Consider the following 21,576-nt stretch of genomic DNA (forward strand, 5'->3'; position numbering starts at 1 on the left):
GCGGCGGTCACTCCCCCACCGGGCTGAGCCTGTCCAGCCACTCGTCGACCGCCGCGGCGGCCTCGTGGGCGTGGCGCTCCATCAGGGTGTAGTGGTTGCCGGGCACCTCGGTCACGGTGTCGGCGTGCTCGGGGGCGGCGGGGCGGTCGTCCGCGTCCGTCTCGTTCCCGGCCATCCAGTCCGCGGCCCGGACGACCAGCGTCGGGGCGGCGGCCTGCGGGGCGTCCCAGTCCTCGAAGATCCGCAGGTACCCGCCCATCGCGGTCAGCTGGGTGCCCGGTGCGGAGACGAACTCGAAGCGCTCCGACTGCCCCTCCACCACCGCCGACTGGAACCGCTCGCCCATGCGCTGACGCCGGGTGAAGCTGTCCAGCATGACGATCCCCGCCACCGGACGGCCGATCCGCTCCAGGTGGCAGGCGACCGCGTGCGCGACCCAGCCGCCCGAGGAGTAGCCGACCAGCACGACCGGCTGATGGCCCACGCTGCGCCCGATGGCCGTGGCGTGCGCCTCGATCAGCGCCTCGACGTCCCCGGGCAGGTCCTCCCCCGGGGCGAAGCCCGGCTCGGGCAGCGCCCAGATGCCGCGCCGGCCACCGAACGCGGCGGCGAACCGGGCGTACTGGTGGACTCCCGACGGCGCCATGTACGGGCCCAGGCAGACCAGCGCCGGGCCGTCCTGGCCCTGCGCGAACTGCACCGGCTCGGGCAGGTGGTCGGCGGCGGACGCCGCGTCGAAGACCGGCCGCAACCGGGCGGCGGCGGTGACCAGTTCGATCCCCTCCGTCAGCCGGCCGAGTTCACCGGCCCGGCGGTAGAGCGACACGATGAGGTCCTGCGACTCCGACGGCTCCGGCGAGCCCGTACCGGCGGCCGCTCCCGCGGCCGGGCCCCCGGGGCCGCCGCGCTCCGCCAGCAGGGCCTGCAGCCGCCGTCCGACCTCGACCGGGGTGCGGTGGTCGAAGGCCAGTGTGCTCGGCAGCCGCAGGCCGCTGGCCCGGCTGAGCCGCTTGCCGAACTCGACCGCGGTGAGCGAGTCGAAGCCCAGTTCCAGAAAGACGTGCTGCGCCTGGACCGCCTCCTTCGAGGGGTGGCCGAGCACGGCGGCGGCTTCGCCGCGGACGAACTCCACGATCTCCGAGGCGTGTTCGGTGACGGCCAGGGAGGCGAGCCGGCGCAGCAGCGGGGGCTCGGCGCCGTCCTCGGTGTCGTCCTGGGCCTCCTGGGCGGCGAGCAGGCGCGCGACCTCGGGCAGGTCGCCGATCAGTGGGCTGGGCCGGGCCGCGGTGAAGCCGGGCACGAAGCGCTCCCAGTCCACGGCGGCGACCACCAGCGTGGTGTCCTCGCACTCCACCGCGCGGCGCAGCGCCAGGACCCCGAGCTCGGGGCTCATCGGGTCCAGGCCGCGCGAGCGCAGGCGCTCCTCCGAAGCGGCGTCGACCATGCCGCCGCCGCCCCAGGCGCCCCAGGCGACGGAGGTGGCGGCCAGCCCGCGGGCGCGGCGGTCCTCGGCCAGCGCGTCGACGGAGGCGTTGGCGGCCGCGTAGCCGGCCTGCGCGCCGCTGCCCCAGGCCGCGGCACCGGAGGAGAAGAGCACGAAGGCGTCCAGCGGGCGTTCGCCCAGCAGTTCGTCCAGGTGCGCGGCGCCCAGTGCCTTCGCGCCCAGCAGGGCGGCGACGTCCGCCTCGGTGGTGTCCGCGAGCATCGCGGGCGCGCCGCCCACTCCGGCGGCGTGCACCACGGCGCTCAGCGGCGCCAGGTCGTCCAGCGTGGCCACCAGTTCGGCGACCGCCGCCCGGTCGGCCAGGTCGCACGCGGTGATCGTCACCTTGGCGCCCAGCGCCTCCAGTTCGCCGCGCAGCTGCTCGGCGCCCTCGGCGGCGGCGCCGGCGCGACTGGCCAGCACCAGGTGTTCGGCGCCGTCGGCCGCGAGCGCGCGGGCCACCTGGCCGCCGATGAAGCCGGTGCCGCCGGTGACCAGCACGGTGCCGCGCACCTGCCAGGGCCGCGGCGCGGCGCCGGCCGGGCGCGGGGCCCGCACCATCCGCCGGGCGTAGCTGCCCCCGGCCCGCACCGCGACCTGGTCCTCGGCCGTGGCGCCGCAGAGCACCGCGGCCAGGCGGCGGGCGATCCGGCCGTCCGCGGCCGACACGCCGTCGGGCAGGTCGACCAGGCCGCCCCAGCGGGCGGGCAGTTCCAGGGCGGCGACCCGCCCCAGGGCCCACACCTGCGCCTGCGCGGTGCCGCGCAGCGGGTCCTGGGCGCTGGTGGAGACCGCCGCCCGGGTGGCGCACCACAGCGGGGCCGCGATTCCGGCGTCGCCGAGCGCCTGCACCAGGGTCAGGGTCCGGCCGAGGCCCAGCGGCAGGCCCGGGTGCTCGGGGTGGGGCCGCTCGTCGAGCGCGAGCAGCGACAGCACGCCGCCGGGGCCGACCTCGCCGAGGCCGGCGAGGGCCTCGGCCAGCCGCCCGGCCAGCGCCTGCCGGTCCTCGCCGTCGGACACGGTCAGCCGGACGACGTCGGCTCCGTGCGTCGCCAGGGCGTTCAGCGCCAGTTCGACGGCGGGGTCGGCGGACGGCTCCTGCGGCAGGACCACCAGCCAGGTGCCGGCCAGGACGGGCGCCGTGGGCTCCGGGACGGACTGCCAGGTGATCCGGTAGCGCCAGCCGTCCGCCACGGACTCCTCGCGGCGGCGCCGGTGCCAGGAGGAGAGCGCGGGCAGGGCCGAGCGCAGCGTGGCGTCCTGCGCCAGGCGCAGGCCCCCGGTCAGCGCCGTCAGGTCCTCGCGTTCGACGGCCGCCCAGAACTCGGCGTCCACCTCCGAGGCCGCCACCGGCCCGGCGGGCCGCTCGGCCGTCTCCAGCCAGTACCGCCGGCGCTGGAACGGGTAGGTCGGCAGGTCGACCTCCCGGGCGTCCCAACCGGCGAAGACCGCGGACCAGTCGGGCCGGACGCCGTTGGCCTGCGCCTCGCCCAGCGAGGCCAGGAAGCGCCGGGCGCCGCCGTCGCCGCGCCGCAGGGTGGGCACCACGACCGGCGGCAGGGCCGGCTGCGGGGCGGCGTCCTGCGCCTCCTGCTCCTCCCCCGCGACGGCGTCGATGGTCTCCTGGAGGCCGAAGGCGAGCACCGGATGCGGGCTGATCTCGACGAAGACGTGGTGGCCGTCGGCCAGCAGCTGCCGGGTGGCCCGCTCGAACTGCACGGTCCGGCGCAGGTTGCCGTACCAGTAGGCGGCGTCCGGCGCGGTCTCCAGCCTGCCGCCGGTCACCGTGGAGTAGAACGGCACCTCCGGCGCCTTCGGGGTGATCCCGGTGAGCATCGCGTCGAGCTCGTCGCGCAGCACCTCGACCTGGGGGCAGTGCGAGGGGCACTCGACCCGGACCATCCGCTTGGCCGCCACCCCCTCGGCCTCGCAGGCGGCCAGCAGCTCGTCCAGGGCGTCGACGTCGCCGGCGACCACCACACTGAGCGGGCCGTTGACCGCGGCGACGCTCAGTCGCTCCTCCCACCGCTCCAGGCGCCGGGAGACCTCCGCCCGCGGCAGCGTGATCGAGGCCATTCCGCCCCTCAGCCGGGAGAGCAGCCTGCTGCGCAGCGCCACGATCCGCGCGCCGTCCTCCAGCGACAGCGCGCCCGCGCAGCAGGCGGCCGCGATCTCGCCCTGCGAGTGGCCCACCACGGCGGCGGGCCGCACCCCGCAGGAGCGCCACAGCTCGGCGAGCGACACCATGACCGCCCAGAGCACCGGCTGGATCACGTCGATCCGGTCGAGCCCGGGCGCGCCGGGCGCCTCGCGCAGCACGTCCTCCGGGCTCCAGTCCACGAACGGCGCCAGAGCCCGGGAGCAGGCGGCGAAGCCGTCCCGGAACACCGGGGAGATGTCCAGCAGTTCGACGGCCATGCCGGCCCACTGCGAGCCCTGGCCGGGGAAGACGAACACGGCCTTCGGTTCGGCTCCGGCGGTGCCGCGCGCGACCAGGCGGGCGGAGCCGCCGGCGGCCAGCGTCTCCAGCCCCTCGGTCAGCTCGGCCCGGTCGGCGCCGACCACCACCGCGCGCTGCTCGAAGGCCGAGCGCGTGGTGGCGAGCGAGTAGCCGACGTCCTCGGGGCGCAGGTCGGGCCGCGCGCGCAGCAGTGCGGCGAGCGAGGCCGCCTGCTCCTCCAGCGCGCCGACCGTACGGGCGGCCAGCGGCAGGGCCACCGCCGCCGGGCCGAGCGGCACCGGCCGCGGCGCGGCGTCGGCCACCGGGGCGGAGGTGTCGGCCGCCGGGGCGGGGGTGTCGGCCGCCTGGCGCGCGGTGGGAGGCTCCTCGATGATCACGTGGGCGTTGGTGCCGCTCATCCCGAAGGAGGAGACGCCGGCCCGGCGGGGACGGTCGCCCGGTGCCCACGCCACGGGCTGGGTCAGCAGCTTCACCGCGCCCGCCGACCAGTCGACGTGCGGGGTGGGCTCGTCCACGTGCAGGGTCTTCGGCAGCAGCCCGTGCCGCAGGGCCTGGACCATCTTGATGATGCCGCCCGCCCCGGCCGCGGCCTGGGTGTGGCCGATGTTCGACTTCAGCGAGCCCAGCCACAGCGGACGGTCCTCGGGGTGCTCCTGGCCGTAGGTGGCGAGCAGGGCCTGGGCCTCGATCGGGTCGCCCAGCGTGGTGCCGGTGCCGTGCGCCTCCACCGCGTCGACCTGGTCCGCGGTCAGGCCCGCGTTGGCCAGGGCCTGGCGGATCACCCGCTGCTGGGCGGGGCCGTTGGGCGCGGTGAGGCCGTTGGACGCGCCGTCCTGGTTGATCGCGGTGCCGCGCACCACTGCCAGCACGCGGTGGCCGTTGCGCTCGGCGTCGGAGAGCCGCTCGACCAGCAGCAGGCCGACGCCCTCGCCCCAGCCGGTGCCGTCGGCGGCGGCGGAGAACGCCTTGCAGCGGCCGTCCGCGGACAGCGCCCGCTGACGGCTGAACTCCACGAACGCGCCCGAGTTGGACATCACGGTGACACCGCCGGCCAGCGCCAGCGTGCACTCGCCGTTGCGCAGCGACTGGACGGCCATGTGCAGGGCGACGAGGGAGGAGGAGCAGGCGGTGTCCACGGTGACCGCCGGGCCCTCCAGACCGAAGGTGTAGGAGATGCGCCCGGACACCACGCTGGCCGCGTTGCCGGTGCCCAGGTAGCCCACCACGCCGTCCGGGACGTCCAGGCCGCGCTGGAGGTAGTCCTGGTAGCCGGTGCCGACGAAGACGCCGGTCGGGGTGCCGCGCAGCGTCGTCGGGTCGATCCCCGCCCGCTCGAACACCTCCCAGGAGGTCTCCAGGAGGAGCCGCTGCTGGGGGTCCATGGCGACGGCCTCGCGCGGCGAGATGCCGAAGAAGGCGGCGTCGAAGTCGGCCAGGTCGTGGAGGAAGCCGCCGGAGCGCGCGTAGGTGGTGCCCGGGTGGTCGGGGTCGGGGTGGTAGAGCGCGTCCAGGTCCCAGCCCCGGTTGGAGGGGAAGTCCGACATCGCGTCGGTCTCCCCGGCCACCAGCTGCCACAGGTCCTCGGGGCTGCGCACGCCGCCGGGGAAGCGGCAGCCCATCGCCACGATCGCGATCGGCTCGTCCGGGGCGGCCCGGCCGGTCCCCGCGTCGGCGCCGGTCTCGGACGTCGCGCCCAGCAGCTCGGTCAGGAGCTGTCCGGCCAGCGCGATGGCCGTGGGGTAGTCGAACACCACGGTGGTGGCCAGGCGGACGCCGGTGGCGCGCTTGAGCCGGTTGCGCAGCTCGACGGCGGTCAGCGAGTCGAAGCCCAGCTCCCGGAACGGCCGCTCGGGGTCGACCAGGTGGGCACCGCGGAACCCGAGCACGGCCGCCGCCTCGGCGCGGACCAGCTCCACCAGGGTGCGCTCCCGCTCGGCCGGGTCGGTCCCGGCGAGGGTGCGGCGCAGTTCGGCGGCCTCGTCGGAGAGGTCGGCGTCGCGCGGGTCCGCGGCCGGCCGCAGGGCCGCCCCGGCCTCGGGCAGGTCCGACAGCAGCGGGCTGGGCCGCACGACGGTGAACGCGGGCGCGAACCGTTCCCACGCCACGTCGGCCACCGTCACGGCGGTCTCGCCGCGCTCCAGCAGCCCGGCCAGTACGGCGATCGCGGCGTCCGGTGCCAGCGGACGCAGGCCCCGGCGGCGCAGGCCGTCGGCGACCTCGGCGGAGCCGGCCATGCCCGACTCGGCCCACGGGCCCCAGGCGACGGCGGTCGCCGCCAGGCCGCGGGCCCGGCGCGCCTCGGCGAGCGCGTCCAGGTGGGCGTTGGCGGCGCAGTACGCGCCCTGGCCGCCGCTGCCCCAGACCCCGGCGATCGAGGAGAAGAGCACGAAGGCGTCCAGGTCCTGATCGCCCAGCAGCTCGTCCAGGTGGGACGCGCCCGCGGCCTTCGCCGCCACCACGGCGGCGAAGCGCTCCGGGGTGGTGTCGGCGAGCAGCTCCGGGGTGTCGACGCCGGCCGTGTGGACCACGGCGGTGAGCGGCTGCTCGCCCGGGAGTCCGGCCAGCAGCCGCGCCAGCGCGTCGCGGTCCGCGGCGTCGCAGGCGGCGATCGTCACGCGGGCGCCGAGCCGCTCCAGCTCGTCGCGCAGCTCGTCCGCGCCCGGGGCGGCGGGGCCGCGCCGGCTGGTCAGCACGAGGTGCTCGGCGCCGCGGCCGGCCAGCCAGCGGGCGACGTGGCCGCCGAGCGCGCCGGTGCCGCCGGTGACCAGGACGGTGCCGCGCGGCGTCCACCCGTCGGTGCCGGGACCCCCGTCGGCGGGCTGCGCGGTGGGGTCGGCGGGGGCGAGGCGGGTCAACCTCCGGGCCAGGACCGCGGTGTCGCGGACGGCCAGCTGGTCCTCGTCATCGTCCGTCGTGAGGACGGCGACCAGCCAGGTCAGCGCCTGTTCGTCGAGGACCGGCCGGTCCTCGCCCGGCCCGGCGGCCGGTGGCAGGTCGACCAGGCCACCCCAGCGGCCGGAGTGCTCCAGGGCGGCGACCCGGCCCAGGCCCCAGACCTGTGCCTGAGCGGGGCTGGTCGGCCCGTCGGAGCCGTCCACCGACACCGCGCCACGGGTGGCGCACCACAGCGGCGCCTCGACGTCCGCGTCGCCGAGGGCCTGCACCAGGGTGAGGGTCAGCGCCACGGCGGCGGGCAGCGGGGTGTGCGCCCCGCCGGTGCCCTGACGGTCGCCCAGGGCCAGCAGCGACACGACCGTGCGCAGCGGCACCTCACCGTCGGCGGCCTCGCGCAGGCGGGCGGCGAGGGTCTGCCGGTCGTCGGCCTCGTCGACCTCCAGCAGGTCGACGTCCGCGCCCCGGGCCGCCAGCGCCTCCCGCAGCGGGCCGGTGACGGCCTGCGCGCTCGGGCCGGAGGGCGCGAGGAGCAGCCAACGGCCCTGCGCGGTGGCGGTCGTGGCCTCCGGGAGCGGGGCCCAGGTGACCTGGTACTCCCACCCGTCCGCCGCCGACTGCTCGCGCGGCTCGCGGGCGGCCGGCTCCAGCCAGTACGACTCCCGCTGGAAGGCGTAGGTGGGCAGGTCGACGCGCCGGGCGCCGGTGCCGGTGAAGACGGCGTTCCAGTCGAGGGCGACACCGTGGACGTGCAGCTGGGCCAGGGCGGTGGTGAAGGCCTCCGGCTCGGGGCGGTCGGCGCGCAGGGCGGGGACGGCGACGGCGGCCGGCTCGGCGTCGGCCAGGGATTCCTGGACCATCGGGGTCAGGCCGCCGGGGCCGACCTCCAGGAAGGACGTCACACCCTGCGCCGCCAGGGTCCGGACGGCGTCGGCGAAGCGCACGGCGTGACGGACGTGACGGACCCAGTAGTCCGGGTCGGCCAGGTCCTCGGCGGTGAGGAGCCGGCCGGTGAGGGTGGAGACGATCGGCAGGGCCGGGGTGGAGAAGGTGACCCGCTCCGCGACCTTACGGAAGGCCGCGAGCATCGGCGCCATCAGCGGCGAGTGGAACGCGTGGGAGACCGCGAGGCGCTTCGTCCGACGGCCCTGGGCCGCCAGCGCCTCCACCACCTCCGCCACCGCGTCCTCGGCGCCCGAAATGACCACCGAGGACGGGCCGTTGACCGCCGCGATACCCACGCGCTCCTCGCGGCCGGCGAGCAGCGTCACCACCTCGTCCTCGGAGGCCTGCACCGCCACCATGGCACCACCCGAGGGCAGCTTCTGCATCAACCGGCCACGCGCCACGACCAGTTCGGCGGCGTCCGCCAGCGAGAACACCCCGGCCACGTGCGCGGCGGCGAACTCACCGATCGAGTGCCCGGCCAGGAAGTCCGCCCGCACACCCCACGACTCGATGAGCCGGAAGAGCGCCACCTCCACCGCGAACAGCGCGGGCTGGGTGAACTCCGTCCGGTTCAGCAGCTCCGCGTCCTCGCCGAACACCACCTCGCGCAGCGGGCGTTCCAGGTGGGCGTCCACCGCGGCACACACCGCATCGAACGACTCGGCGAACACGGGGAAGGACGCGTACAGTTCACGCCCCATCCCCAGCCGCTGGCTCCCCTGCCCCGAGAACACGAGGGCGAGCCCGGCGTCCCGGCCGGTGTGTCCCTGGACCACCTGCGGTGCCGACTTCCCCTCGGCCACCGCGCGGACGCCGTCGATGAGCTCGGCGAGGTCCGTGCCGACCACCACGGCGCGGTGGTCCAGTGCGGCACGGGAGGTCGCCAGCGAGTAGGCGACGTCGAGCGGCCGCGCGTCGGGCAGGCCGATCACCTGGGAGAGCAGCCGTTCAGCCTGTTCGCGCAGGGCGGCCCTGCTGCGGGCGGAGACCACCCAGGACAGCGGCGCCGCGGCGGGCGTCGGCTCGGCCCGGGCCGGCGGCTCCTCGTCCGCCTTGGGGGCGGCCGGGGCCTGCTCGATGATGGTGTGCGCGTTGGTGCCGCTGACCCCGAAGGAGGAGACGGCGGCGCGGCGCGGGCGGTCGCCCTCCGGCCAGGCGACCGGCTCGGTCAGCAGCCGTACCGCGCCCGCCGACCAGTCGACGTGCGGCGTCGGCTGCTCGGCGTGCAGGGTGCGCGGCAGGACGCCGTGCCGCATCGCCTGCACCATCTTGATGATGCCGCCCACCCCGGCCGCCGCCTGGGTGTGCCCGATGTTCGACTTCAACGAGCCCAGCCACAGCGGACGGTCCTCGGGCCGGTCCTGGCCGTACGTCGCCAGCAGCGCCTGCGCCTCGATCGGGTCACCGAGCCTGGTTCCCGTGCCGTGCGCCTCGACCACGTCCACGTCCGCGGCCGACAGCCCCGCACTGGCCAGTGCCTGGCGGATCACCCGCTGCTGGGCGGGGCCGTTCGGGGCCGTCAGACCGTTCGACGCGCCATCCTGGTTCACGGCCGAACCCCGCACCACCGCCAGCACCGGGTGCCCGTTGCGCTCGGCATCGGACAGCCGCTCGACCAGCAGCATTCCGACGCCCTCACCCCAGCCCGTGCCGTCCGCCTCGGCGGCGAAGGACTTGCAGCGGCCGTCCACGGCGAGGCCCTGCTGGCGGCTGAACTCGGTGAACATGCCGGTGCTCGCCATGATCGCCGCACCGCCGGCCAGCGCGAGGGTGCACTCCCGCCGGCGCAGGGCCTGGATCGCCAGGTGCAGGGCGACCAGCGAGGACGAGCACGCGGTGTCCACGGTCAGCGCCGGGCCTTCGAGCCCGAAGGTGTAGGAGAGCCGGCCCGAGGCGACGCTCGGCGCGGTGCCGGTCAGCAGGAAGCCCTCCAGTTCCTGTGCGCTCTCCTCGTCGCCCGCGTACCCCTGGTAGGCGAGGCCGACGAAGACGCCGGTGTTCGAGCCCCTGACCGAGGAGGGGTCGATGCCGGCGCGCTCGAAGGTCTCCCAGCCGACCTCCAGCAGCAGCCGCTGCTGCGGGTCGGTGGCCAGCGCCTCGCGCGGCGAGATCCCGAAGAACGACGGGTCGAACTCCCCGGCCCCGTGCAGGAACCCGCCCTCGCGGGTGTAGCACTTCCCGGGGCTCTCGGGGTCCGGGTCGTAGAGCGCCTCCAGGTCCCAACCGCGATTGGTGGGGAAGCCGGAGACCGCGTCACCACCGCGCTCGACCAGTTGCCAGAGCTCCTCGGGGCTGTTGACCTGCCCGGGGTAGCGGCAGCCCATCGCCACGATGGCGATCGGCTCCTGGTCCTTGGTCTCCACCTCGTGCAACCGGCGCCGGGTCTGCTTGAGATCGGCCGTCACACGCTTGAGGTAGTCGAGCAGCTTCTGCTCGTTCTGCTCATTCTGCATGTCTCGTTCACCCGCCATGAGAGTCAGGAAGTGCTGGTCGTACTGCGATCCCGTGGAGCCGCAGGGGTCAGGAGGCGTCGAGCTCCTGGTCGATCAGCGCGAAGATGTCGTCGATGGTCGCGCTCTGGAGCCGCTCGTCGGAGCCGTCCGCCTGCCCGTCGCCCGCGCCGCCCGCCGGGGTGTCGGCGAGCTTGGCGAGCACGCCCTGCAGGCGGGTCCGGATGCCGGAACGGACGAGTTCGTCGTCCGACCCGATCGCGGCGAGGACTGCCTCCAGCCGGTCGATCTCCCCGAAGACCGCCACCTCCGGCGCCACCGGTTCGGGCGCGAGGCCGGTGCGGATCCGCTCCGCCAGCGCGAGCGGGTTCGGGAAGTCGAACACCAGCGTCGCGGGCAGCCGGAGCCCGGTGGCCGCGCCGAGCCGGTTGCGCAGTTCCACCGCCGTCAGCGAGTCGAAGCCCAGGGCCTTGAACTCGCGGCCCCGCTCGACGTCCTGCGGTCCGCCGAGCCCGAGCACCGCCGCCACGTGGGTGCGCACGACGTCCAGCAGGAGGCGGGTCTGCTCGGCCTGCGGCAGGCCGGTCAGTCGGCTCCGGAGGGTGTCCGCGCCGACCGCCGGGGCCTCGGCCGTACGCCGGGCGGGCGTCCGGACCAGGCCGCGCAGGATCGCGGGAACGGTGGCCGGGCCGGCGCCCCGGTCCGCCGTGGCGGCGAAGCGCACCGGGACCACCAGGGCGCTCTCCCCCGACCGGGCGGCGTCGAAGAGCTCCAGGCCCTCCTTCGCCCGGAAGGGGACCAGGCCCGAGCGGGCCATCCGGCCGCGGCCCGACTCGTCCATCCCGGCCGCCATGCCGCCCTCGGCCCAGGGGCCCCAGGCGAGGGCGGTCGCGGGCAGGCCGGCCACCCGCCGGCGCAGGGCCAGCGCGTCGAGGAAGGCGTTGGCCGCCGCGTAGTTGCCCTGCCCGGCGCTGCCGAGGGTGGCGGCGACCGAGGAGAACAGCACGAAGGCCGACAGGTCGAGGCCGCGGGTGAGCTCGTCCAGCACCAGGGCGGCGTCCACCTTCGGACGCAGCACCGCCGCCAGCCGCTCGGGGGTCAGCGCGGTCACCGTGCCGTCGTCCAGCACCCCGGCCGCGTGGACCACCGCGGTCAGCGGGTGCTCGGCCGGTACGGCCGCCAGCAGCGCGGCGACCGCCTCGCGGTCGGCCACGTCGCAGGCCGTCACGGTCACCTCGGCGCCCAACTCCACCAGCTCGTCGCGCAGTTCGCGGGCACCGTCGGCCGCCAGGCCGCGCCGGCCGGTCAGCACGAGCCGCCGCACGCCGTGCTCGGTCACCAGGTGCCGGGCGACCACGCCGCCGAGCGCGCCGGTGGCCCCGGTGACCAGCACCGTGCCGTGCGGGTCGAGGGCCGCGGGCACGGTGAGCACGAGCTTGCCGGTGTGCCGGGCCTGGCTGAGGTGGCGCAGCGCCTCCGGCGCCTGCCGCACGTCCCAGGCGGTGACGGGCAGCGGCCGCAGCGCGCCGCTCTCGAACAGCTCCACCAAAGCGCCGAGCATCGCGCCGATCCGCTCCGGTCCCGCCTCGATGGTGTCGAAGGCCTGGTAGGACGCGCCCGGGTGGGCCGCGGCGACCTGCTCGGCGGCGCGGACGTCCGTCTTGCCCATCTCCAGGAAGCTTCCACCCTCGGCCAGCACCCGCAGGGAGGCGTCGACGTACTCACCGGCCAGCGAGTTCAGCACGACGTCCACGCCGCGGCCGCCGGTCGCCGCCAGGAAGTGCCGCTCGAAGTCGAGCGTGCGGGAGGAGGCGAGGTGCGCCTCGTCCAGGCCGTCGGCCCGCAGCGCCGCCCACTTGCCGGGGCTGGCGGTGCCGTAGACCTCGGCGCCGAGGTGGCGGGCCAGCTGGGTGGCCGCCATGCCGACGCCGCCCGCCGCCGAGTGCACCAGCAGCGACTGGCCCCGGCGCAGCCCGGCCAGGTCGACCAGCGCGTAGTACGCGGTGAGGAAGACGATCGGCACGGACGCGGCCTGGGCGAACGTCCAGCCGCGCGGCACCCGGGCCACCAGGCGGTGGTCGGTGACGGCGAGCGGCCCGAAGGCCTCGGGGACCATGCCGAACACGCGGTCCCCGACGGCCGGTCCGGTGACTCCGGGCCCGGTCTCGACGACGATGCCGGCGGCCTCGCTGCCCAGCGAGGCGGCGCCCGGGTACATGCCCAGCGCGATGAGCGCGTCGCGGAAGTTCATCCCGGCGGCGCGCACCGCGATCCGGACCTGGCCCTCGCCCAGCGGGGCGGTGGCGGCCGGGTTCTCGGTCAGCGCCAGGCCGTCCAGGGTGCCCGTTCCGTCGGTCGTCAGCCGCCAGCCGGCCGCGCCCGGCTCGGGGTGCAGGGCCGCGCCGGGCGCGGCCCTGGCCAGCCGGGGGGCGTGGGCGGAGCCGCGGCGCAGCGCCAGCTGCGGCTCGCCGGCGGCGACCACGGACGGCAGGACGCTCACGGAGTCCTGGTGGCCGTCCAGGTCGACCAGCAGGATCCGGTCCGGGTTCTCCGACTGCGCGGAGCGCACCAGCCCCCAGGCGGCGGCCTGCGCCGGGTCGGTCACGGACTCGCCGGGCTCCGGGGCGACCGCGCCGCGGGTGAGCAGGACCAGCCGCGAGCGCGCCGTGCGCTCCTCGGCCAGCCAGGCCCCGACCAGGGCGAGGACCTCACGGGTCGTCCGGTGGACGTCGGCGGCGCTCTCCCCGCCGGGCGCCACGGTGGTGACCACCACCTGCGGGAGCGTGGCGCCGGAGTCCAGGGCGACGGCGAACTCGGCGAGGCCGGGGTGGACCGTGAGGCCGCCGCCGGTCCGCGCCAGCTCGGTGTTCAGCGCGGCCGGGACCGGGTCGGCGGGGTCGTACGCACCGAGCAGCACCCAGTCGGCGGGCGAGGCGCCCGTACTCGGCGCGGCCGGCAGGGGGACCGTCGGCCAGGCGATCCGGTACAGCCCGTCCTGCTGGTCGGTGCGGCGCGCCTCGGCGAGCGCGTTCCCCGAGACGGGGCGCAGGACGAGGGAGTCGACGGTGGCCACGGGGTGTCCGGTGGTGTCGGCGACCAGCAGGGAGACGGCGTCGGGGCCGGCCGGGGCCAGTCGCACGCGCAGCGCGCTCGCGCCGGTGGCGGTCACACCCACTCCGCTCCAGGAGAACGGGATCCGCCCCTGGCCGGTGTCGGGCAGCAGGCCGCCCAGCCCCACCGCGTGCAGCGCCGCGTCCAGCAGGGCCGGGTGAACACCGAACCCGGCGACCTCCGTCCCCTCGGGCAGCGCGACCTCCGCGAACACCTCGTCGCCACTGCGCCAGACCGCACGCAGACCCTGGAACACCGGCCCGTACCCGAAGCCGAGCTCCGCCAGCCGCTCGTAGTAACCGGCGGTCGCCACGGCCTCGGCCCCCACCGGCGGCCACGCCGACAGCTCCTCGTCGGCGGGCGGCTCGGCAGCCGCCAGGGTGCCGGTGGCGTGCGAGGTCCACGGTTCGTCGGTCCGGGTGCCGTCCGGGCGGGAGTGCACGGTCACCGTGCGGCGTCCGGACTCGTCGGCGCCGCCGACGGTGATCTGCAGCTGGACCGCACCCTGCTCGGGCAGGACCAGCGGTGCCTGGATGGTCAGCTCCTCCAGCAGGTCGCAGCCCACCTCGTCGGCGGCCCGCAGCACCAGGTCCACCAGCGCCGTGCCGGGCAGCAGGACCACACCCATCACCATGTGCTCCGCCAGCCAGGGCTGAGCCGCCGGCGACAGCCGACCGGTCAACAGCGCACCCTCGCCACCGGCGAGCGGGACCGCGGCACCCAGCAGGGGGTGCTCGGCCGACCGCAGGCCCGCGCTCGTGAGGTCGCCGGCCCCGGGCCGGGTGTCGAGCCAGTAGCGGCGGCGTTGGAAGGCGTAGGTCGGCAGGTCGACCCGCCGGGCGCCGCGACCGGTGAAGACGGCGTTCCAGTCGAGGGCGATGCCGTGGACGTGGAGCCCGGCCAGGGCGGTGGTGAAGGCCTCCGGCTCGGGGCGGTCGGCACGCAGAACGGGGACAGCGACAGCGGCCGGCTCGGCGTCGGCCAGGGATTCCTGGACCATCGGGGTCAGCCCGCCGGGGCCGACCTCCAGGAAGGACGTCACACCCTGAGCCGCGAGGGTCCGGACGGCGTCGGCGAAGCGGACCGTGTGACGGACGTGGCGCACCCAGTAGTCCGGGTCGGCCAGTTCCTCCGCCGAGACCGGCTGTCCGGTGAGAGTGGAGACGATCGGCAGAGCCGGTGCACCGAAGGTGACCCGCTCGGCGATCTTGCGGAAGGCCGCGAGCATCGGCTCCATCAGCGGCGAGTGGAACGCGTGCGAGACGGTGAGGCGCTTCGTGCGACGGCCCTGGGACGTCAGAGCCTCCGCCACCTCGGCCACCGCGTCCTCGGTGCCCGAAATGACCACTGAGGACGGGCCGTTGACCGCCGCGATACCGACGAACTCCTCGCGGCCGGCGAGCAGCGGCGCCACCTCGCCCTCGGAGGCCTGCACCGCCACCATCGCACCACCCGAGGACAGCTCCTGCATCAACCGACCACGGGCGACGACCAGTTCGGCCGCATCGGCCAGCGACAGAACACCCGCCACATGGGCGGCGGCGAACTCACCGATCGAGTGCCCGGCCAGGAAGTCCGCCCGCACACCCCACGACTCGATGAGCCGGAACAGCGCCACCTCCACCGCGAACAACGCCGGCTGAGTGAACTCCGTCCGGCTCAGCAACTCGGCGTCCTCGCCGAACACCACCTCCCGCAACGACCGCGCCAAGTGGACATCCAGGTGAGCGCAGACCTCGTCGAACGCCTCCGCGAACACCGGGAACGACGCGCACAACTCACGCCCCATCCCCAGCCGCTGACTCCCCTGCCCCGAGAACAGGAACGCGAGCCCGCTCTCCGGGAGGACGGTGCCACGGACCACCGCGCCGGCCGGCTCGCCGGCCGCGAGGGCGCGCAGGGCCGACAGCCTGCCGGCCGCGTCCGGGGCCACCACCACCGCGCGGTGCTCCAGTGCGGCCCGCGAGGTGGCCAGCGTCAGGCCGACGTCCGCCACGCCGAGCTCCGGCTGTTCGGCCAGGTGGGCGTGGAGCCGCTCGGCCTGTCCGCGCAGTGCCTCCGCCGTGGTTCCCGAGAGCACCCACGGCATCGCTGCCCCGGCCACCCCGGCCGTCCCGGCTGTCCCGGACGTCGAGACCGGAACCGTCGGGACCGGAACCGTCGGGACCGGCCCCGCCTCGGTGGGCGCCTGCTCGATGATCACGTGCGCGTTGGTGCCGCTCACCCCGAAGGAGGAGATTCCCGCCCGGCGCGGCCGGTCGTCGTGCGGCCAGTCGACGGGCTCCGTGAGCAGCTCGACGGCGCCGGCGGACCAGTCGACGTGCGGGGTGGGCTCGTCCACGTGCAGGGTCTTCGGCAGGACGCCGTGCCGCATCGCCTGCACCATCTTGATGATGCCGCCCACCCCGGCCGCGGCCTGGGTGTGGCCGATGTTCGACTTCAACGAGCCGAGCCTGAGCGGGGTTTCACGGTCCTGGCCGTACGTCGCCAGCAGCGCCTGGGCCTCGATCGGGTCACCGAGCGTCGTGCCGGTGCCGTGCGCCTCGACCACGTCGACGTCCGCCGTGGACAGTCCCGCGTCCGCGAGGGCCTGGCGGATCACCCGCTGCTGGGCGGGCCCGTTCGGCGCGGTCAGACCGTTGGACGCACCGTCCTGGTTCACCGCGCTGCCGCGCACCACCGCCAGCACCCGGTGGCCGTTGCGCTCGGCGTCGGACAGGCGCTCGACCAGCAGCATGCCCGCACCCTCGCCCCAGCCGGTGCCGTCCGCGGCGGCCGCGAAGGGCTTGCAGCGGCCGTCGGCGGCCAGGCCGCGCTGCCGGCTGAACTCGATGAAGGCGTTCGGGCTGGACATCACGGTCACGCCGCCGGCGAGCGCGAGCGAGCACTCCCCGCGCCGCAGCGCCTGCGCCGCCAGGTGCAGGGCGACCAGCGAGGAGGAGCACGCGGTGTCGACCGTCAGGGTCGGGCCCTCCAGGCCGAAGGAGTAGGCGATCCGGCCCGACACCACGCTCGCCGAACTGCCGGTGCCGATGTAGCCCTCCAGATCCTGTGGCACGCTCAGCAGGCGTGAGGCGTAGTCCTGGTATCCGGATCCCATGAAGACGCCGGTCCGCGAGCCCTTCACCGAGGCCGGGTCGATCCCGGCCCGCTCGAAGGCCTCCCAGGTGAGTTCGAGCAGCAGCCGCTGCTGCGGGTCCATGGCGAGCGCCTCGCGCGGCGAGATGCCGAAGAAGGCCGGGTCGAAGTCGGCGACGTCGTAGAGGAATCCGCCGTCCTTGGCGTAGGTGGTGCCCGGACGGTCCGGGTCGGGGTCGTAGAGCGTCTCCAGGTCCCAGCCGCGGTCGGCGGGGAACCCGGCCACCGCGTCGCGGCCCTCGGCCACCAGACGCCACAGGTCCTCGGGCGAGTGCACCTCGCCCGGGTAGCGGCAGCTCATCGCGACGATGGCGATCGGCTCGTCGTCGAGGGGCGCGAGCGCGGGGGCGGCCGTGAGCGCGGCCGCCTCGGCGGCGCCGGTCAGCTGGGTGCGCAGGTGGGCGGCCAGCACCGCGGGCGTCGGGTGGTCGAAGACCAGGGTGGCGGGCAGTCGCACGTCCGTCGCCGCGGCCAGCCGGTTGCGCAGCTCGACGGCGGTCAGCGAGTCGAAGCCCAGCTCCCGGAAGGCGCGGTCGGCGGCGACCGGCTCCGAGCCGCCGTGGCCGAGCACCGCGGCCGCCTCGGAGCGGACCAGGTCGAGCACGGCCCGCTGCTGCTCGGCCTCCGCGAGCGCGGTCACCCGCCGGACGAACGCGGGCACCGCCTCGCCGGCGCCCGGCTCCGGGTCGGCGGCGGCCGCCAACGCGGACCGGACCTCCGGCAGGTCGGCGAGCAGCGGGCTGGGCCGCATCAGGGTGAAGGACGGCGCGAACCGCTCCCAGGCGACGTCCGCCACGGTCACGGTGGTCTCCTCGCGGTCCAGCACGCCGCGCAGCGCGGAGACCGCCAGCGCCGGTGCGAGCGCGGGCAGCCCGCGCAGCCGCAGCCGCTCCTCGGCGTCGCCGTCCTCGACCATCCCGCCGCCGGCCCAGGGCCCCCAGGCCACGGCCGTACCGGCCAGGCCCCGGGCCCGGCGCCGCTCGGCGAGCGTGTCGAGTGCGGCGTTGGCCACCGCGTAGGCGGCCTGGCCGCCGGCACCCCAGACCCCGGAGATCGAGGAGAACATCACGAACGCGTCCAGCGGACGCTCGCCCAGCAGCTCGTCGAGGTGCCTGGCACCCTCGACCTTCGCGGCCACCACCCGGGCGAACTCCTCCGGCGTGGTGTCGGCCAGCATGCCGGGTGTGCCCACGCCGGCGGCGTGCACCACGGCCGTCAGCGGGTACTCGGCCGGCAGGCCGTCGAGCAGGCGCGCCAGCGCCTCGCGGTCGGACACGTCGCAGGCGGCGACGGTGACCTCGGCGCCCAGCCCCACCAGTTCGTCGCGGAGTTCGGCCGCGCCCTCGGCCGCGAGGCCTCGGCGGCCGACCAGCACCAGGTGCTCGGCGCCGTCGTGCGCCAGCCGGCGCGCCACGTGGCCGCCGAGGGCCCCCGTGCCGCCGGTGATCAGGACGGTCCCGTGCGGGCGCCGGGCGGCGCCCGCCGTGACCGCGCCCTGCGGAGCGCGCGCCAGCCGGCGGACGTAGACGCCAGAGCCGCGCACCGCCAGCTGGTCCTCCGGACCCGAGCCCGCCAGCACGGTCGCCAGTCGGCGGGCGGCGCGCTCGTCCAGGGTGTCCGGGAGGTCCACCAGACCGCCCCAGCGCCGGCTGTGCTCCAGCGCCACGGTCCGGCCCAGCGCCCAGACCTGCGCCTGGTGGGCGCTGCGGACCGGCTCGGAGGAACCGATGGAGACCGCGCCCCGGGTGGCGCACCAGAGCGGGGCGTCGAGGCCGGCGTCGCCCAGCGCCTGGACCAGCGCGAGGGTGGCGGCCAGGCCCGCCGGAAGCGCGGAGTGGACGGGATGCGGCTGCTCGTCCACCGCGAGCAGGGACAGCACTCCGGTGACCGCCCCGGGCTCCGAGTCGGGCGCCGGCTGTGCCGGGGTGAGGCCCGCGAGCACGCCGCGCAGCTGCTCGGCGACGGCCTCGCGGTCGGCCGCGGTGTCCACGACGACCGGGACGGCCTCTCCACCGTGCTCGCCCAGCGCGTCGGCGACGGCCGATCCCCAGCCGTCGCCCTCCGACCCGGCGGGCAGCACAACGAGCCAACGCCCGCTCGGCGCCGCCTCCTTGAGATCGGTCGCGGGCTTCCAGACGATCCGGTAGCGCCAGCCGTCCACCGTGGACTGCTCACGGTGAGCGCGCCGCCAGCTGGAGAGCGCCGGCAGGACGGACGCCAGCGGGGCGTCCTCGGCCACCTGGATGCGGTCGGCGAACGCCGCCAGGTCCTGCTGCTCCACCGTCTCCCAGAAGCCGGCCTCGACCGGGTCCGCCGCGGCGGCCGGCGTGGCCGAGAAGGCCGAGGACTCCAGCCAGTAGCGGCGGCGCTGGAAGGCGTAGGTGGGCAGGTCGACGCGTCGGGCGCCGCGACCGGCGAAGACGGCGTCCCAGTCGAGGGCGGTGCCCTGGGTGTGGAGCTGGGCCAGGGCGGTGGTGAAGGCCTCGGGCTCGGCGCGGTCGACGCGCAGGGCGGGGACGGCCGTCACCTCCGCTTCGGCCAGGGATTCCTGGACCATCGGGGTCAGCCCTCCGGGGCCGACCTCCAGGAAGGACGTCACACCCTGAGCCGCCAGGGTCTGCACGGCGTCGGCGAAGCGGACGGCGTGCCGGACGTGGCGGACCCAGTACTCGGGGTCGGCCAACTCCTCGGCCGAGACTGGCTGCCCGGTGAGGGTGGAGACGATCGGCAGGGCCGGTGCACCGAAGGTGACGCGCTCGGCGATCTTACGGAAGGCCGCGAGCATCGGCTCCATCAGCGGCGAGTGGAACGCGTGCGAGACCGTGAGGCGCTTCGTCCTGCGTGCGGCGAGCGCCTCCACCACCTCCGCCACCGCGTCCTCGGCACCCGAAAGGACCACTGAGGACGGGCCGTTGACCGCCGCGATGCCGACGTGCTCCTCACGGCCGGCGAGCAGCGGCGCCACCTCGCCCTCGGAGGCCTGCACCGCCACCATCGCACCGCCCGAGGGCAGCTCCTGCATCAACCGGCCACGGGCGACGACCAGTTCGGCCGCATCGGCCAGAGAGAGAACACCCGCCACGTGCGCGGCGGCGAACTCGCCGATCGAGTGCCCGGCCAGGAAGTCCGCCCGCACCCCCCACGACTCCACCAGCCGGAATAGCGCCACCTCCACCGCGAACAGCGCCGGCTGAGTGAACTCCGTCCGGCTCAGCAGCTCCGCGTCCTCGCCGAACACCACCTCACGCAGCGGCCGCGCCAAGTGGACGTCCAGGTGAGCACAGACCTCGTCGAACGACTCGGCGAACACCGGGTACGACGCGCACAACTCACGCCCCATCCCCAGCCGCTGGCTCCCCTGCCCCGAGAACAGGAACGCGAGCTTGTTCTTCCGTCCCGTGACTCCCCGCACGAGGCCGGCCTCCGCGCCGTCCCGGGCCAGGGCTTCCAGCCCGCGCAGCAGCCCGTCCCGGTCGGTGCCGACGACCACGGCCCGGTGGGGCAGCGCGGCACGTGTGGTGGCCAGCGCGCGGCCGAGGTCGGCGGGGTCGAGCTCCGGGCGCTCCGCCAGGTGGGCCAGCAGCTGCCGGGCCTGCCCGCGCAGCGCCTGCTCACCGCGGGCCGACAGCGGCCACAGCACCGCCGGAACCTCCGGCCGCGCGTCCGCCGGAACCTCCGCCTGCTCCTCGGCGGGCGCCGCTTCGAGGATCACATGGGCGTTGGTGCCGCTGACGCCGAACGACGACACGCCCGCCCGCCGGGGGCGGTCCTGCTCCGGCCAGGCCACGGCCTCGGTCAGCAGCTTCACCGCGCCCGCCGACCAGTCCACGTGCGGCGAGGGCTCGTCCAGGTGCAGCGTGCCCGGCAGAGTGCCGTGCCGCATCGCCATCACCATCTTGATCACGCCCGCCACACCGGCCGCGGCCTGGGTGTGACCGATGTTCGACTTCAGGGCCCCCAGCCAGAGCGGCCGGTCCGCGGGGCGCTCCTGGCCGTAGGTGGCCAGGAGCGCCTGCGCCTCGATCGGGTCGCCCAGCGAGGTGCCGGTGCCGTGCGCCTCCACCGCGTCCACCTCGGCCGCGGTCAGGCCCGCGTCCGCCAGCGCCTCGCGGATCACCCGCTGCTGGGCGGGGCCGCTCGGGGCGGTCAGACCGTTGGACGCGCCGTCCTGGTTCACCGCGCTGCCGCGCACCACCGCCAGCACCTGGTGGCCGTTGCGCCGCGCGTCGGACAGCCGCTCGACCAGCAGCATGCCGACGCCTTCGGCCCAGCCGGTGCCGTCGGCGGCCGCCGAGAAGGGCTTGCAGCGGCCGTCGGCGGCCAGGCCGCGCTGCCGGCTGAACTCCATGAACGCGCCGGGCGTCGACATCACGGTCACGCCGCTCACCAGGGCCAGCGAGCACTCCCCGCGCCGCAGCGCCTGCGCCGCGAGGTGCAGGGCCACCAGCGAGGAGGAGCACGCGGTGTCCACCGTCACCGCCGGCCCCTCCAGGCCGAAGGAGTAGGAGAGCCGGCCCGACACCACGGCGGCGGCGTTGCCGGTGCCGAGGTAGCCGTCGAAGTCCTCCGGCGAGTTGGACAGCCGCGCGTAGTCCTGCCCGTTGGTGCCCGCGAAGACCCCGGTACGGGTGCCCCGCAGCGTGCTCGGATCGAGGCCGGCCCGCTCGAAGACCTCCCAGGCGGTCTCCAGCAGCAGCCGCTGCTGCGGGTCCATCATCAGGGCCTCGCGCGGCGATATCCCGAAGAAGTCGGCGTCGAACTCGGCGACGTCGTACAGGAATCCGCCGTGGCGGACGTAGCAGGTGCCCGCGTTGTCCGGGTCCGGGTCGTAGAGCGCCTCCAGGTCCCAGCCGCGGTCGGCGGGGAAGGCGCCGATGGCGTCGCCGCCCTCGGCGACGAGCCGCCAGAGGTCCTCGGGCGCCGCGACGCCGCCGGGGAAGCGGCAGCTCATCGCCACGATCGCGATGGGCTCCGCGGCGTCGTCCACGAGCTTGCGGTTCTGCCGGCGCAGCCGCTCGGTCTCCTGAAGGGAGGCCCGCAGTGCTTGAACGATCTTCTCGTTCGGGGTGGTCATCATCTGCTCCGTACTCAGG

At 76.0% G+C, this 21,576-nt stretch carries 2 protein-coding genes; both read right to left on the reverse strand.

What is annotated here, in order from left to right; translation table 11 throughout:
- Positions 1-7 precede the first annotated feature (7 nt).
- Positions 8-10,237: a type I polyketide synthase gene (locus tag ACZ5OX_RS22895; RefSeq protein ID WP_465632470.1), complete on the reverse strand. Its 10,230-nt coding sequence runs from the start codon at positions 10,235-10,237 to the stop codon at positions 8-10.
- 67 nt (positions 10,238-10,304) lie between these two features.
- A complete protein-coding gene (locus ACZ5OX_RS22900) occupies positions 10,305-21,575 on the reverse strand; it encodes a type I polyketide synthase (protein WP_465632727.1) in 11,271 nt (3,756 codons plus the stop codon).
- Between the last annotated feature and the right edge of the window lies 1 nt (position 21,576).

It is taken from the genome of Kitasatospora sp. NPDC032121 (genome assembly GCF_055580145.1).